The 14635-nt window shown below is 68.7% G+C and carries 16 protein-coding genes; 14 read left to right on the plus strand and 2 right to left on the minus strand.

The window, feature by feature from the left end; all coding sequences use genetic code 11:
* The 4 genes from AC13HU_RS15030 to AC13HU_RS15045 all read left to right on the plus strand — a co-directional run.
* Positions 1-1314 (plus strand): hypothetical protein (locus AC13HU_RS15030; RefSeq protein ID WP_483042356.1); only part of this gene is annotated, 1314 nt, incomplete at its 5' end.
* Between the two features lie 410 nt (positions 1315-1724).
* Positions 1725-2669, plus strand: coding sequence for a DUF6884 domain-containing protein (locus AC13HU_RS15035; protein ID WP_483042357.1), 945 nt, complete (start codon positions 1725-1727; stop codon positions 2667-2669).
* 240 nt (positions 2670-2909) lie between these two features.
* The gene (locus tag AC13HU_RS15040) at positions 2910-3212 is read left to right on the plus strand and encodes a GntR family transcriptional regulator (protein ID WP_483042371.1); all 303 of its coding nucleotides are present in this window, start codon (positions 2910-2912) and stop codon (positions 3210-3212) included.
* 166 nt (positions 3213-3378) lie between these two features.
* A complete protein-coding gene (locus AC13HU_RS15045) occupies positions 3379-4197 on the plus strand; it encodes a hypothetical protein (protein ID WP_483042358.1) in 819 nt (272 codons plus the stop codon).
* A gap of 712 nt (positions 4198-4909) precedes the next feature.
* On the opposite strand, the gene AC13HU_RS15050 is transcribed toward AC13HU_RS15045, so the two are convergent.
* Together AC13HU_RS15050 and AC13HU_RS15055 are read right to left on the minus strand one after the other, a co-directional pair.
* Positions 4910-5170, minus strand: coding sequence for a DUF397 domain-containing protein (locus tag AC13HU_RS15050; protein WP_483042359.1), 261 nt, complete (start codon positions 5168-5170; stop codon positions 4910-4912).
* Positions 5167-6045 (minus strand): helix-turn-helix domain-containing protein, encoded by an 879-nt coding sequence (locus AC13HU_RS15055; RefSeq protein WP_483042360.1) that lies wholly within the window; start codon positions 6043-6045, stop codon positions 5167-5169. Before AC13HU_RS15055 ends, AC13HU_RS15050 begins: the two co-directional genes overlap by 4 nt.
* Positions 6046-6256: 211 nt before the next feature.
* On the opposite strand from AC13HU_RS15055, the gene AC13HU_RS15060 reads away from it, so the two are divergent.
* The 10 genes from AC13HU_RS15060 to AC13HU_RS15105 form a co-directional block, all read left to right on the plus strand.
* Positions 6257-6697 carry an ATP-binding protein gene (locus AC13HU_RS15060; RefSeq protein WP_483042361.1) on the plus strand — a complete coding sequence of 147 codons (441 nt, stop codon included), beginning with the start codon at positions 6257-6259 and terminating at the stop codon, positions 6695-6697.
* The gene (locus AC13HU_RS15065) at positions 6694-8265 is read left to right on the plus strand and encodes an NsdA family TPR-like regulatory protein (protein WP_483042362.1); all 1572 of its coding nucleotides are present in this window, start codon (positions 6694-6696) and stop codon (positions 8263-8265) included. Before AC13HU_RS15060 ends, AC13HU_RS15065 begins: the two co-directional genes overlap by 4 nt.
* Positions 8266-8269: 4 nt before the next feature.
* Positions 8270-8995: an SDR family NAD(P)-dependent oxidoreductase gene (locus tag AC13HU_RS15070; RefSeq protein WP_483042363.1), complete on the plus strand. Its 726-nt coding sequence runs from the start codon at positions 8270-8272 to the stop codon at positions 8993-8995.
* Between the two features lie 426 nt (positions 8996-9421).
* Positions 9422-10993: a histidine kinase gene (locus tag AC13HU_RS15075; protein WP_483042364.1), complete on the plus strand. Its 1572-nt coding sequence runs from the start codon at positions 9422-9424 to the stop codon at positions 10991-10993.
* A gap of 66 nt (positions 10994-11059) precedes the next feature.
* Entirely contained in the window at positions 11060-11503 is a 444-nt protein-coding gene (locus AC13HU_RS15080; RefSeq protein WP_483042365.1) for a roadblock/LC7 domain-containing protein, read from the plus strand.
* Positions 11503-11880: a DUF742 domain-containing protein gene (locus AC13HU_RS15085; RefSeq protein ID WP_483042366.1), complete on the plus strand. Its 378-nt coding sequence runs from the start codon at positions 11503-11505 to the stop codon at positions 11878-11880. The genes AC13HU_RS15080 and AC13HU_RS15085 overlap by 1 nt, the downstream gene beginning before the upstream one ends.
* On the plus strand, positions 11874-12479 hold the full coding sequence (locus AC13HU_RS15090) for a GTP-binding protein (RefSeq protein ID WP_483042367.1): 606 nt from the start codon (positions 11874-11876) through the stop codon (positions 12477-12479). Before AC13HU_RS15085 ends, AC13HU_RS15090 begins: the two co-directional genes overlap by 7 nt.
* The gene (locus tag AC13HU_RS15095) at positions 12476-13021 is read left to right on the plus strand and encodes a GAF domain-containing protein (RefSeq protein ID WP_483042368.1); all 546 of its coding nucleotides are present in this window, start codon (positions 12476-12478) and stop codon (positions 13019-13021) included. Before AC13HU_RS15090 ends, AC13HU_RS15095 begins: the two co-directional genes overlap by 4 nt.
* 44 nt (positions 13022-13065) lie before the next feature.
* The gene (locus AC13HU_RS15100) at positions 13066-14331 is read left to right on the plus strand and encodes an acyl-CoA dehydrogenase family protein (protein ID WP_483042369.1); all 1266 of its coding nucleotides are present in this window, start codon (positions 13066-13068) and stop codon (positions 14329-14331) included.
* A 61-nt stretch (positions 14332-14392) separates the two neighbouring features.
* On the plus strand, positions 14393-14635 hold a 243-nt coding region (locus AC13HU_RS15105; RefSeq protein ID WP_483042370.1), incomplete at its 3' end, for a hypothetical protein.

A 14635-nucleotide genomic window follows, 5' to 3' on the forward strand; every position in this document is an offset into this window, starting at 1 on the left:
CACCCGTCGCCCCGTCAGATCACGAAGTGCGACTGGAGTACCAGGCTCCGCAACTTCGTGGTCCAGCTCTGGCAGGACGGCAGCGTCACCGCCGTACTTGGCGAACTGGCACCCTTCGCACACCCCGACGACGTGCTTGACGCGATCGACGAATTCCTGTCCAGCCACGACGCGCCGCCCCTCAGCGAAGGCCAGATGGGAAAGCTCGCCGGAGAGCTGATCACGGCCAAAGGCGGACCGGACGCGGTCCTGCTCCAGATGAGCCGAGACCAGGCACTGCTCCGGAGCTTCCGACTGAAGCAGCAGCGCACTCCCGGGACTGAAACGGGCACCGTTTACTGCACTGTCGACTGGGCACGCACCGCGGCCTATGTCTTCGTTGCCGAGCAGGGCCGTCACGAGAAGGACGGCAGCCCTCTGGAGCAGCTCATAGTCTCGGCGCGCAGCAACGGGCCCCAGGGCCAAGACGTCCGACAGATCGCCCTGCACTACGCCGACGGCGGCGCCGAGAACTTCAGCGTCCCGGAAGCGGACTTCGACGAGGATCTGGCCGAGGTCACCGACAGGTTTCACGCGCTCAGCGAGTCCGGCACGCTCGTTTCCTTCCCGACCTGGAAGGAGCTCCTGGCGTGCTACGAGCCGACCGACGTAGCCACGGTCGCCGCGCGGCTGCTCGGCCCCGGATGGACCGACGAGTCGAGCCTCACGTGCGACGCGGTACTGCGGCACGCCGACGACACCACCGTCACGGTCGAGGAGGAATTCTCCACCTCGTCTGGCCGGGTTCTCCACCTCACCGCGCTCTCGCACGACGGCACCGACATCACCGTGACCGACTGCCTGAGCCACGGGCAGCTCGCCGATCTCCCCACGGCCGCGGCGGCATGCGCCTCGTCAGTCCGGAGCTTCCACGGCCGCATCTTCGGCGCGCGCATGGCCGCCGAGAGCGATCCCTCGCGACCGGGGCTCCGCTACCAGGTGCACGCCGTATCGGATCAGTGGGCGGTGTACGACGTCGCGAGCGGCTTCCAGGCTGCGGCTGAGCTGTCCGACAGGGCCGCAGCCGACGCGGTAGCGGCCGAGCAGTCCCTCATGGCGCTCGCAGGCCCGGCCGCGAGCTTGACGTGGGAGCGGCGCCGCCCGGACAGCTCCGTGTGGGACTGCGGAGAGGGCACCCCGGCCGAGCTGAGCGCCCTCCTCGGGTACCACGGCTGCGTGGAGGGTGCTGGCACCACCTACGAGTGGGCGCCCGATCTGATCGTCATCCGCTACGCCGACGGTGACGTGACAACGATCCGTCCCGTCCAGGCGTAGGTCTCGCCCCGTGCCCCGGCCGCCAGCCGGGGCACGCTCGCGGGCGGCTCCCTTTCCGTGGCGCACGGCCCTTCCTCGTGGTCGGCACCACCGGCCGTCTCCCGACTCGGATGAAGGACCTTGTGATGCCAGACGAGTTCGAACTCGGTCTGCACCGCCGTCCACTGGCGGACGTCGCCGGTGGGCCGGTGCAGCAGGCCCGGTGTGCTGCCCGGTGCCGGTCGTACATCACTGCCTCCCCACTGGTCTTGGATGGTCAGGGCGGGGCCGCGGCTCAGCTCCGGTTTCCCGTTCGGGGGGCACGCGCCCGCAGCACCGCACGCGCGGACGCGGCGTGTGTCCTGGCGGCCGTCTACGGCGTCACGGCTCACCGACTGCCCGCCGGTCGTGGCCAGGCCCCGGCGGTCGCCATGTCGGGCGTCGCCGAGAACGTCGCACGGCTCGTCGCCGCGCTCCCTCGCCTGGTGGACTACGCGGAACAGCTCGATTCGGAAGCCGCCCGCGCCTTTGGCCGTTGGTCGCGGCACAGTCGGTCCCGGGCACCGATAGCCCGGATGAACGCGGCCGAGTTGCGCGCGCGGGCGCGGGAGTTTCGCGCGGCCGCGTTTGGCGTGGCCGTGGACGTGCTGGCCGGACCCCAAGACGCGCCGGTGCCCGTGCCCCGTGCCGAGCTGACGCCGTGGGAACAGGTGGAGGCAATCGCCGGCGGCTACGCCCAGTACGGCTGGAGCTGCATCACCGAGGCGTACGACCCGGCCGACGCCGGGAGGATTCTTGCCGACGCCACCCTTAGCCACGTCGAGCCTCGTTCCCGGCGCACCGGCACCGGCCGACCCCCGAAGCGCGAGCCGGCCACAGCAGCCTGGGAGCAGCTCGCCCTTCCTGTGGAATCCAGCACGGCGGTCATCGAAGCAGCCCCGTCGGCTGGCCCGCTGGTGGTCATAGCCTGTTCCAAGGCGAAGCGGACGCAGCCGACCGCAGCCGGCGACATGTACCTCGGCCAGCTCCATTCGATGGCCCGCAAGGCGGCGGACACACTCACTGCCGAAGGCGGCACGATCCTCATCCTCAGTGCCCGGCACGGTTTCCTGCCACTCACGCGTATCATCGCGCCCTACGACCATCGGTGGGCCGATCCCGGAGCCGTCACCACGAATCAACTACGCTCCCAGGCAGCCGCGTTGGGGATCGACAACACCGCGCAGGTCATCCTGCTCACCCCCGGCGACTACACCCGCCGGGCACTGGCCGTGTGGCCGCACGCCCACACCCCTCTCGCACACCTGGGCATCGGCTGCCAGCGCGCCCGCCTGGTCGCGATCCGCACCAACACCTCCGCGGTCACCGCCGCCTGAACCTGGCACTGATCGCGGGGACCGCGGCGCGGCACGCAGCAGACCATTGCCGCTCAAGCCAACCTCGCGTACTTCCGGCCTCTACACGGAGTCAGCGGAAGCCCCGCGCGCCCCCGTAGTACGGGTTGTCAAGCGATATGGCATGAGGGACGCCGTTTCCTGCGTGGCAGGCACTTTTCTCCCGCGCAAGGAACGACAGCCGACCGAGCCAGCAACGGAGCGCGGATGCCAGCGGAGAAGATGCAGCCCAAGTACCGGCAGATTGCTGACTACCTGCGACACGGCATCCTGGACGGCACGTACCCGGCCGGCCGGCCACTCCCCTCCGAGAAGGCGTCGGCGAAGCAGTTCGGCGTAACGCGCCCTACCGTCCGCCAGGGGCTCACGGAGCTAACTCTGCAACCGCAGACGTCCACTGGGCGCGACTCGTCGACGCGGGCCTCGCACATCCCGGAGACGCCAACCCACCCCCCGGCGCCCTCCTCTTCTACGACACCCACGACGTCGGCCATGTCGCCCTCTACCTCGGTGACGACCTCGTAGCCAGCAACGACGTCCGCGACACCGTCAAAGGAGAAGGCAGGATCGCAGTCGTCCACCGGAGCGACTTGACCAACGGCCCCTGGAAACTCCACTACCGCGGTTGGGCACCGCCGAGCTTCCCCGACGCGGCCGGCACCAGCACCATTCCCGTACCAGAGGCGGCGAAATGAGCCCCCAGCGCCGAGACATCACCACAGTCCGGATCACTTCCGACGGCACGTGCTTCATCGACGACGAGTACTTCGCGCCACCTCCGGGGGCGGCCATCAACGCAGCCGTCTTGGACCATCTACGCCTCGAAGCCGCCTCACTGGAGGAGTCGCTGCAGGTGTCGATCACGGACGAGCAATCCGACTATCTTGTCTCGATATTGGTCCACCCAGACGGCAGCAGCGAGCCAGCGCCCCGCGCCCTGGGTGGTTCATCAGCAGCGAGCCACGAACCCCAACTCAGCGAAGACGCCGCGCACCTCGAAGCCGGAGAAGCGACCCCCTCACGCGTTCCCGCGATTGATCTTCGCCGCCCCTACAAATCACTTCCCGACCCGTTTCGCGACCGCCTACAGGCGGCCTGCGCCGACATCGAGGCCGGGCGCCTCGTCGAAGCAACCAGCAGCGTCGATACGATCATTGCCGAGTTGTCGACCGCGTACGGGCCCTACGACAGACATGTCGTCGCTGCTGGAATAGTGCGAGGAGACATTGCGCTCATCTCCCATGATCACGAATATGGCTTGCGCATCTGGGCGTTCATAGCCGAAACTTGGCAGCGCGTCAGCGCGAACGATGCGACGACCATCCCCATGGTGGGCAACGCCCTGTGGTGCTGGAGCCAACTCACCGAAGCAACAGCCCTGGACACCCGAGACACCATCACCACCCTCTTGCAACGAGCCCCCGTTCCAGGTAGCGAATCGTCCCTACAGAATGTCTACAGACGACTCCAGCAGTTGGCGCAACGATATAGGCCCAGGAGCACACAGTGAATCCGATCCAGACTGGTCGAATGATCCTCGCACTTCTGCCGTACGCCCTCTTCGTTGGAGGGGTCCTCGCCGCAGCCAAGGTCAGTGGGCCCCGTGCCTTCCAAGCCTTGAGTATCGCGGGTGTCGGTCTTATCTGGCTGGGCCTACGTCACCGCCACCGCCACCACGGCTAAGCCGTAGGGCGTTGGAGACGGACTCCGGTCACGACAGGACGGCCCGCATTCCCAGGATGTGCCGGGGAATGCGGGCCGCCTTGCGCTGCGCTCGTCGATCAGATGTCGAACCGCCCGGCAGCCACGTCGGCGACGAAGTCGGCTAACGACGCGCCGGTGAACAGGTGAAGCAGGCGACTTGGCGGCTGCGCGGCGCACGCCGACGACCCGCAAGGCCTCGCCGACGCACTGGTCACAGCCGCCACTGTGGACGATGCCGGCTATCGCGACGACGCCACCGTCGTCGTGCTGCTCCGCCGCGCCGAGTAGTTCGCGTATGGACCCCAGAATGACGTTGAGGACGTCTGGGCCCTGCTCGACCGTGCGGCTCAGATCGCACGGATGGGCCCGCGCCCGAGGGGTCAGGCCCAATCAACTCCTACCCAACAGCACGGCACGGCTACCGTAAGCAATTCGACGAGAGGGGGTCTGCGCCCGGATTATCCGTAAGAAGCGGGCGATGACGTGATGCCAACTATTACATCAGAAATAGAAAGGGTTCAGTCGATCAGGTAGTCGAGTTCACCAGCGCGCACGCCGTCAATGAGCGCCTTTACTTCCGCCTGGGTGTACACCAGTGGTTCCTGCTCTGGGCGTTTCGAGTCGCGCCATACGATGAGATCACCGGCGCGGGCGAATTCTGCGCAGTTGTTGTTCCCGCCCGTGAAGGAAGTGCGTTGCCACTCGACGGCGGTGAGGTCAAGCTCCGCTGCGGTCGGCTTGGCCGCCTGCGGTGACTTGCCCGGGGTGGTGCTGCTCACGAATGTGACTCCTTGATCACTTTCTCGAATCGATCGAGATCGGCAGCGAACGCGACGGCCCGCTGCCAGAGGTTGTCGAACGCCTTGCAGTAGGTTTCCACGTGATCCTGCTTCGCGAAGTACGTCGACTCCGCCAGCCCTTCTACCCCCACCACGCTCGGAGTGGGCTCAGGGAAGTCCATGATCATGAAAGAGCCGTACAGGCCAGCGTGGCAGCCTGTTTCCATCGGGAGGAAGCCCACGGAGACTGACGGGTGCTCAACGACTTCGATAAGCCGCCTCAGTTGTCGCTTCATGAGGCCAGGAGGACCGACTGGTCGTCTTAGTGCAGCTTCGTCGATCACAGCGTGGAAGGTCTTTCCAGCGCCGATCAATCGTTCCTGCCGCTGGCGTCGGATGGCGACCAGGGTGGCTACCTGCTGTGGAGTGAGGTCGGGCCGCATGTCCCGAATGACCGTAGCTGCATATTCTTCGGTCTGTACCAGCCCAGGAACCAGCGCCAGTTCGTACGCGCGCAACGCGGAGGCGCCTGCTTCGAATTTGAGGTATCCCCCGTACTGCGTCGGCGCCAGAAGGCTGCTGTGTCGTTTGTAGGGATTCTCCTCGGCCGAGTCGGAGCGCAGGAGGGCGAACGCCCTTTCCCGATCCGGGGCGGTCACCAGGTCGGCGTAGCAATGGTCGAGCAGTTTGGCGAGCAGGTCTTCCGAGATGCCGCGGGTCGCCCGTTCGACGCGGCTCAGGTGCCCATGGTCTACGCCGACGCTTCCCGCGGCCTCGGCCAACGTCAGCCCTGCGGCCGCGCGCAGCTCTTTGAGCATCTGGGCTAGCTCGCGCCGCGGCACAGAGGCCGGCACCGTGCTCTTCGACTGCGCCATGGCTGCCAGTGTGCCGTCTGTCCCGATCTCGAACAACCTTCGTTAGTCAATTTGACCAGTCACATTGCCAAAGCCGTCTCCCGGCGGGCATGCTGACGTGGGATCACCGCACGTGGCACATCGGTGGCCCTGCGTGGCATGTGCCAAGGACAGCGCTGGATGCCCTGGCCCAGGCTGCTGTCCGGTCCGCCCATCCTGGAAGGCGCACTTCATGGCCACAATGATCGCCCGATCGGCACCGCAGACCCAGCACCAGCAGATGTGCGTGCTGCCTGGCTTGCCGGAGTCGGCCCCAGTTGCGCGGCACTGGGCAATGGACCTCATGGAGAACTGGTGCGTGGCCGACACCCTCGGGGCAACTGCCGCACTGGGCGAGAGTGATCCGGTCGCCAACGCTTTCATCCACGGTTCGTTTGGTGTCGTTGCCTGTCGCCTGACCCTGGTCGGCGATCAGGTGAGGGTGGCGGTTCACGAATGGCTGGTACCCGCCGACCTGACCGCTTCCCCCAGGACGGCTGTTGCCGACAACGAGGCTGAACGCGGTCGGGGACTGCTGCTGGTGGACGCGCTCAGTCTCGGGTGGGGCTGGACACCGCCGGAGTCTGGTTCAGGGAACAGTTGTGTCTGGTCGCTGTCCGGCAGGCTCGGATGACCGGCGGCGCCGCCTTCGAAGTGGACGAGCGAGGACCGGATTTGCGCGGCCGTCGGACGGCGGCCGGTATCTCACTGCGCCAGTTCGCCACTCAGCTCGGGATCGGCGCTCAGCGACTGTCGGAGTACGAAACCGGACGCCGGAAGATGGCAGTTGAGCTGTGGTTTCGTGCGCAGGCGCTTCTGGACGACTTCGCAGCCGGGCGCGGCCCATTGCAGCCTCAGTCAGAGCCGCCAACAAGCCGGCATCCGTTGGCTGCCCTCCGCCGCGCTCACGGATGGACTCTGCGCGACCTGGCACGGCGTCACGCCGGAATCATCGGCGGCGCCGATGACCGTCAGAAGATCTGGCGATGGGAGCACTGGGGAGTCGTCCCGGACCGGCCAAGTCAGCTGGCACTGGCTCAGCTTGTGGGTGTACCGGAATCCGTGGTCCTAGCACGACCGTGGCCGACGTGGTTACCTGGAACTGACGGCGCCGACGTGGATTCGCCCTGGAACCTGCTCGGCGTCCTGGCGGCATTGGACGCAACCGGCGAGGCGGCGATGGACCGGCGCGGGTTCCTCACGATCAGTTCGGCTGCATTGGCCGGGATGGCTGAACGCCTGGGCAACGTAGCAACAGCACACGTGCCAGGCACTTTGCCCGAGGATGCCCAGGCCGGTTCGGCTGACGACGTTGTCACGACATTCGAGTCACGATTGCCCGTGCTTCGGCAGCAGGAGAACCTCTACGGCGGCGGCGTGGTACTGGCTGGCATCAGCGCCGAGTTGGCCACCGCCCGCCAGATGCTGGACTGGCCGCTGGGCCGCGCCGCCCGGGTACGGCTGCTGAAGGTCACCGCTGAACTCAGCCGTCTGGGGGGCTGGGCCGCATGCGACGCCGGCCGTCGTGCCGCCGCCGAGACGTATTTCGTGGCCGCCCTGCGTGCCGCGCGCGAAACCGGGGACGCCTCCGCCGCCGCAAACACGATCAAGAGCTTTTCGCTGCTCCTGATCGAGTCCGAGCGTCCCGAGGACGCCCAGCTCCTCCTGGCGGCCGGCCGGCGGGCATCCGCGCACGGCTCGCTCCGTGTGCAGGCGATGGTCGCCACCCGCCAGGCCCGCGTCGAGGCTGTCCTGGGAAACCGGGCTACTTCCCAAATCCGGCTCGGCGAGGCAACCGAACTGTTGGAACGCGCGCTGGACCGCGACGATCATCCTCCGCAGACCTCCTATTTTGGGCCGGGCGAGCTGGCCGCGCAGACCGCTGCCTCACACCAGATTCTGGGCCGTCATGCCAGCACGATGAAACTGCTGGAGACCGCACTAGAAAGCCAGCCCGACTCCAGGCCCCGGGACCGGGCCACCTACCAGTTGTGGCTGTGCCGCTCGGCACTCGCCATGGGCGACCTTGACCGCGCCTGCATTCTTCTGTCGGACGAGACATCCGGCATTTCGGCCGCGGCCAGCACGGCCTCGGCCCGCAACCAGGCACTGCTGAAGGGCGTGCGCGAACAGCTAGCCTGCCATCGTGACCACCCTGCTGCGCGTGCAGTAGACGAACGGCTGCGCGATCTGGTCGCATAGCGCGGTGGATCATCCCTCTCATAGCTCGCAAGCGCGTATCGCCGTCGTCACTGGAGCCAACCGGGGGCTGGGATACGCTCTGGCTGCAGGTCTCGCCCGCCGCGGTCTGTCCGTCGTCCTCACCGCTCGCCGCCTCTCCGACGCCGAGGCTGCTGTATCCATGCTGAACGAGGGCAGCCTGGATGTCCGTCCCGGCGAACTGGACCTCACCGCTCCCGCCAGCGTCAACCGCCTCTTCGCCGATGTGGAAAGGGACTTCGGCAGGCTGGACGTCCTGGTCAACAACGCTGGCATCGCGATCGACCGAGGGCAGAAGCCTTCTCAGACCGACATCGAAACCGCCGAGGCTACTCTCAACGTCAACGTGCTTGGCACGTGGCGGTGCTGCAAGCAAGCTGTCCGGCTGATGCGCCTGGGCGGCTACGGGCGCATCACGAACGTCAGCAGCCACATGGGCAGCCTGGCGGGCATCCAGGACTCAGGCAGCGCCGCGTACCGGATCTCGAAGACCGCCGTGAACGGACTCACGCGCATCTTCGCAGCGGAGACCCGGGATGAAAACATCCTCGTGAACAGCGCCTCCCCGGGCACGGTCCAGACTCGAATGGGCTACGGTGCCCCGCAGTACACCCCTTCTGAGGCTGCCGAAGGCATGCTGTGGCTGAGCCAACTGCCTGCCGACGGTCCAAGCGGCGGCTTCTTCCATGGTCGTGAACCCATCGACTGGTAACGATCTGACCAGCGCGGACACGAAGAGCCTACGCAGAGCCCACAGTGTCCGACCTGGCACAGTGCGCATTCGCCTGGTGATCTGGGACCCAGCCGTCGGCTGGGTCCCCATTTGGTTCCGGCGACAGTTCCAGGGGGTACGGGCGCCAGCCCGTGAGCCTGAACCGGCGGTTGCTGTCCGTGCTGTCCGACGAGCGTCGGACACTGTCGGGCAGGGCCCGTCATCCGCTCTCGGGCCTCAGCGTTAACGCCACTCGCAGCGATCGGTCACACGTACCAACATCGCTCGTTTCGCCGTCCCTGAGGGGGATTCGTGATGCCGTCCCACGCCGTCCGTCCTCGTGCCGAGGACACGTCCGCGTCCGTGGTTGCTGCGCTGATCCGGCGCCACCTTGCCGGGCCGGCTGTGGCGTGGACAGTGGCGCCGGTGGTGATCTGGGGCGGTTGCGCGGTTGCCGGCCACCAGGTGAACGCTGCGTTCGGGACGGTTGTCGCGGCGTGCGCCGCGGTCGGCGCGGGGTGGGCGATTCGTCGGGGTGCGCGGACCGTCGCGTTGGTCGTCGATAACAGCGCCGAGCGGACAGCGCAGGCCGCGGCGGAGGCTGAACTGCGCGAGGAGGCGGGCGCGTTCTGGCGGCGCGCCAGTTCCTCTCTGGGCGATGCCGTGTCCGTTCTTCGCGACTCGCATGGCGAACTGACCGCCGCCTACCGCGAAGTGTCGACCGCGTCTGCCGCGCAGCAGCAGGACTTCCGGTACCTCGCCGCTGCCTGGCTGGACCACTACCAGACGACGGTCGACGGCATCACGACCGAGATCGCGAATCTGCTGGCCGAGGTACGGCAGGGCCATGTCCCCGCGCGACCGGCGCCTCCGGCGCTTCAAACTCGGCCCGGCGGCCGGTTCGACACGTTTGACCGGCAACTGCTGCTTCTGGGGCACCAGGTGCGGGACGCGCTGATTCAGTCGGCGGCGGTGCCGACCGGTACCGCAGATGCGGAGCTGACGGCGATGGCCGGCATAGGCCGAAGGCTGCGTGGACGGCTCAACCGCGTGCTAGGCGAGCTGGACGTGCTGGAGACCCGGACGGAGGACCCGGACCTGCTGCACGGCCTGCTGCGCGTGGACCATCTCCTTGTCCAGATGCGTCGGGACGGGGAGGCCGTCCAGGTCCTGGCCGGGGACCATCTGCGTCAGAGCGGCGACGCGGCGGACGTGCTGACGATCCTGCGGCAGGCGATCCAGGAGATCGAGGACTACGCACGGGTCCGCATCGGTGCCGTCGCACCCGTCGGTGTCGCCGCCTACGCCAGGTCGAGCGTGATCCACGTGGTGGCCGCCGTGACGGAAAACGCGTGCCGGTTCAGCCGCGATCCGGTCGACATCGCCAGCGGCCTGGACTCCTCCGGGCTGGTCATCACGGTGACCGATGCGGGCTTGCACATGTCCGTCGACGACCTGCGGATCAACAACAACCTCCTGGCGGACCCCGACCCCGCCGTGGTGCGCGACCGGCTGATGGAAGGCCGGATCGGGCTGCTGAGCGCAGCCATGCTCGCGCGGACGTACAGCCTGCTGGTCTCGCTCCACCCGGCCGGCGAGCGCGGCACCCGGGCAACCGTCGTCGTTCCGCCGAAGCTCCTGATCCTGCCGACGAGCAGTTCCTCGCAGCAGCGCGGCGCTGCCGGCGCGCCGGTATCGCCGATGGAGTCGCCCGAAGCCGCGGCTTCGCGTCCGCCACAGCCAGTACTGGTGCGCGAGCGTGGCGCTGCCCCGCACGCGGCGCCCGAGGAGGTGCAGCACGACCGCGAGCAGCGCCCGCACCTCCCGCGCCGGCACCGTGCCACGCCGCGGCCTGCTCCGGCCCGCGAGCCCGACCGCGCGGCCGACGCCCCCCGAGACGTCGCCGCCGGCACCATCGGCGCGTTCCTCCAGGGCGCCGCTCACCTCGGCGATCCCCCGCCCGGGCGGCACGATCCGGGCCAGCACAGCGGCCCGTGACGGACCGTCCCGTACGTCACCCGGCGCACTGACCGCGCGCCGTCCCGAGACTTTCCTGGAGTAATCATGATCGGTATCGCCGAGTTCGACGAGCGCGCCAGCGCCCTTCAACAGCACCGGGAGGACTTCTCCTTCCTGCTGGAGCGCTTCATCAGCACCGTTGCTGGAGTGGTGGTGGCCGAACTCGCCACCGCTGACGGCCTGCCGGTGAGCGTGGCAGGCGCGGAACGCGACAACGCGGACCGCCTGGCCGCCCTGGGCGCCGGTCTGCACTCCCTCGCCCAGGGCCTGGAAGACGGCGACCTGCGGCAAGCCTTCATCGAGACGTCCACCACGAGGATCTTCGTGATGAGCGCCGCCTCCGGGAGCGTGCTGATCGTCGTCACCGGGGTGGACGCCGACGCGAACCTGATCGGCCACGAGATGGTGTCCCTCATCGCCAGCGTCCGCGCCCACCTGGCGACCCCCGCCCGCACCGCCGTCGAACCGGCCGCTGGACTGGAGCGGTAATGCCCTTGTCCTGGAACGAGCCCGCGACGGCCGGCGTCCCGGACCCGGCTCCGCGTGAGCCGCGCACCTATGTCGTGACCGGGGGACGTACCTCCGTCGCCCATGCCCTGTATCTGGAGACACAGGTGATCCCTGCCGACGGCAATACGCGGCCGCTGGACGCGGAAGAGGCCCAGGTCCTCGACGCCTGCGGCGAACGCTCCGTGTCGGTGGCCGAGATCGCCGCCGCCATCCGCCGCCCGGTGTGGGCCGCCAAGGTGCTCATCGGCGATCTGCTGGACATCGGTGCCCTGCTCCTGCCGCGCATGGCGACGGCCACGCCCGGCAGCGACGTGGACATCCTGCGGCGCGTCCTCGAAGGGCTGAGCGCATGGTGACCCCGGCAGGAGCAGACGCCGGCACGACCGCCGTCAAGATCCTCGTTGTCGGACCGTTCGGCGTCGGCAAGACCACCCTGGTCACGGCGGTCAGCGAAATCCGGCCGCTGCGCACCGAGGAGCGGCTCACCCGCCCCAGCGCCGAGACGGACTGCCTGGCGGGCGTGGAGCGGAAGTCGACCACCACGGTCGCGGTGGACTTCGGACGGCTGACCCTTGAGCGGGATCTGACGCTGTACGTGTTCGGCACTCCGGGTCAGGACCGCTTCTGGTTCCTGTGGGAGGGGCTGACCCACGGAGCGGTCGGCGCCGTCGTCCTGGTCGACACCCGACGGCTGGAGAGTGCCTTCCCCACGATCGACTACGTCGAGCAGCGCCGGATGCCCTTCGTCATCGCCGTCAACGTCTTCGAGGGCGCCCGCTACCACTACAGCGCTGACGAGATCCGCGACGCCCTCGACCTCGCGCCGCACGTCCCGGTCGTGTGGTGCGACGCCCGCGACCGTTCGTCTGCCACCACCGCCCTGGCCGCCCTGGTCCGCCACGCCATCACCCGCCACGCCCCCGTCCCTTCTCCCCGTATCGGAGCGCCCGCATGACCTTCGACTCCCGCTCCGGAATGCATGTCCCCCAGGTGGACGTCGACGTGCGGCGGCGCGCCGAACTCCTTCAGGACCTCGGTCTGGACGTCGAATCCGACCCCGAACTCGACGCCATCGCGGCCGAGCTGGGCCACGCAAGCGGGCAGCCCTGGGCAATGGTCAACTTCATCACCGACTGGCAGCATTTTCCCGGCCTGTACTGCGCGCAGGACGCGCCCCCGGTCGACCGCTCGATGCCGCTGGACTACGGCTACTGCCCGGAGGTCCTTCACCGGCCCGTCGCGCTGATCCTCCCGCACCTGTACGCGCACCCGAGGTTCAAGAGCAACGTCGTCGTGGACAGGCTGGGCGTGCGCACCTACGCCGGTGCACCCCTCATCCACGACCGGCTGGGCATCTGCTTCGGCTCGGTCTGCTTCATCGGGCCCGAACCGATGGACCAGTCCACCGGCCAGCGCAGCCTCATGCTCGCCAACGCCGCCCGCGACGAGGCCGTGGCGGTCATCGACCGGCGCGCCCACGAACGCGGCCTCCTGTGACCGCCACCGCACCGCTCAACCACCCCAGACCGCGGGAGGACTTGGTGACCGCACTGACCTCGGAACGCCTCACCACGCTGCGCGACCACGTCCGCAAGTTCGCCGAAACACAGATCGCCCCGCGGGTCGCCCGCATGGAGCGCGACCGGGCCGTCGACCCCCAACTGCCCCGGCTGCTGGCCCAGGAGGGATGGACGGGCGCGACGATCCCGAGAGCATACGGCGGGATGGACCTCGGCCATACCGCCGCCGCGATCATCGCCGAGGAACTGTCGCGCGTCAGCGGCGCCACCGGCGCGGCCATGCAGGCCGCAGAACTCGGCACCGCCCCAATCCTCCACCTGGGCAGCGCACTGCAACGGGAGCGGTGGCTGCCGGCGATCGCCAGCGGAGCCGTTCTCCCGACCATCGCGGTCACCGAAGAAGGCTCCGGCAGCCATGTACTGGGCATGCACGCGACCGCCCGGCGCCGCGGACGCGGCTGGCAGATCAACGCCGTCAAAGCCCACATCGGCAACAGCCACACCGCCACCCACCACGTCGTCGTCGCGCGCACCGGCCCCGGCTCCGGCGGCCTGACCGCGTTCGTGGTGCCGGCCGACCTGCCCGGCGTGTCCCCGGCCCCGCACGGCGAACGCCTGGGCCTGCACGGATTCTCCTTCGGACGCGTGCACTTCGCCGACGTACGCGTCCCCCAGGACCACGTCCTCGGCGCGGCCGGGGACGGCCTGACCGCCGCCTACTCCACGTCCATCCTGTACGGGCGGCCACAGCTCGCGGCAGTAGCCCTCGGCCTGCACACGGCCCTGCTCGAAGAGACCACCGACTTCGCACAGCACCGCACCCGCTACGGGAAATCCCTGGCCGACCTGCCGACCGTCACCGACAGAATCGGCCGGATCGAAGCCAACCGCCGCAGCGCACACGTGGCGCTCTACACCGCGCTGTACGCCCTGGACCACGGCCACCCGTGCGACGCGGACCTCATCCACGCCAAGCTCGTCGGGGCCGACCTGCTCCTGGACAGCGTGCGGCTGGCGATGGAGATACACGGCGCCGCGGGCCTCGACGCCCAGGCACCGGTCTCCCGCATCCTGCGCGACGCCTTCCACATCTACGCCCCGGCCGGCACCAGTGACATCCAGCGGCTGCGGCTGGCCGAGCACGCCCTCGGTCCGGGTGGCCACCTGGAGTTCTCCGCCCGGTTCCCCGGCCGGTGGGCACACATCGCGCACCTTCACACCCCGATACCGCCCTCCGCCCCGCTCGCCGTCGGCGCCGAGGCGGTCCTCGCCGCAACCGACCACTGAACACCCCTCAAACCGGCACCCCCGTATCCCGCACCTCCTCCCCGCTCGTTCAGGAGCACCAATGACCCACGCCGCCACCCTCACCCGGCCGACCGCCGCAAGCCCGATCGTCCTGGAACTGCGCCTGGACGCCGCCATCGACATACGGACCATCGGAAGACTCCACGCCATCAGCGCGGCAGCCCACGCTGGCGTGCGCCTCCTGCGCCTGGTCGGCCCACCCGGCCACCCCCTACTCCTCCCGCTGTGGACGTGCGGCGTCGATGCCGGGATGGCCGTGGAGATCGTCGACAGCCTCCAGGAC

Source organism: Streptomyces sp. NH27, assembly GCF_056859195.1.

Excerpts from the sequence above, each read along its gene's own strand:
- AC13HU_RS15055 (WP_483042360.1), bottom strand. The coding sequence starts at position 6,045 with ATGGCGCAGTCGAAGAGCACGGTGCCGGCCTCTGTGCCGCGGCGCGAG.
- AC13HU_RS15095 (WP_483042368.1), top strand. The coding sequence starts at position 12,476 with ATGACCTTCGACTCCCGCTCCGGAATGCATGTCCCCCAGGTGGACGTC.
- AC13HU_RS15090 (WP_483042367.1), top strand. The coding sequence starts at position 11,874 with ATGGTGACCCCGGCAGGAGCAGACGCCGGCACGACCGCCGTCAAGATC.
- AC13HU_RS15045 (WP_483042358.1), top strand. The coding sequence starts at position 3,379 with ATGAGCCCCCAGCGCCGAGACATCACCACAGTCCGGATCACTTCCGAC.
- AC13HU_RS15085 (WP_483042366.1), top strand. The coding sequence starts at position 11,503 with ATGCCCTTGTCCTGGAACGAGCCCGCGACGGCCGGCGTCCCGGACCCG.
- AC13HU_RS15040 (WP_483042371.1), top strand. The coding sequence starts at position 2,910 with ATGCAGCCCAAGTACCGGCAGATTGCTGACTACCTGCGACACGGCATC.
- AC13HU_RS15080 (WP_483042365.1), top strand. The coding sequence starts at position 11,060 with ATGATCGGTATCGCCGAGTTCGACGAGCGCGCCAGCGCCCTTCAACAG.
- AC13HU_RS15065 (WP_483042362.1), top strand. The coding sequence starts at position 6,694 with ATGACCGGCGGCGCCGCCTTCGAAGTGGACGAGCGAGGACCGGATTTG.
- AC13HU_RS15035 (WP_483042357.1), top strand. The coding sequence starts at position 1,725 with ATGTCGGGCGTCGCCGAGAACGTCGCACGGCTCGTCGCCGCGCTCCCT.
- AC13HU_RS15060 (WP_483042361.1), top strand. The coding sequence starts at position 6,257 with ATGGCCACAATGATCGCCCGATCGGCACCGCAGACCCAGCACCAGCAG.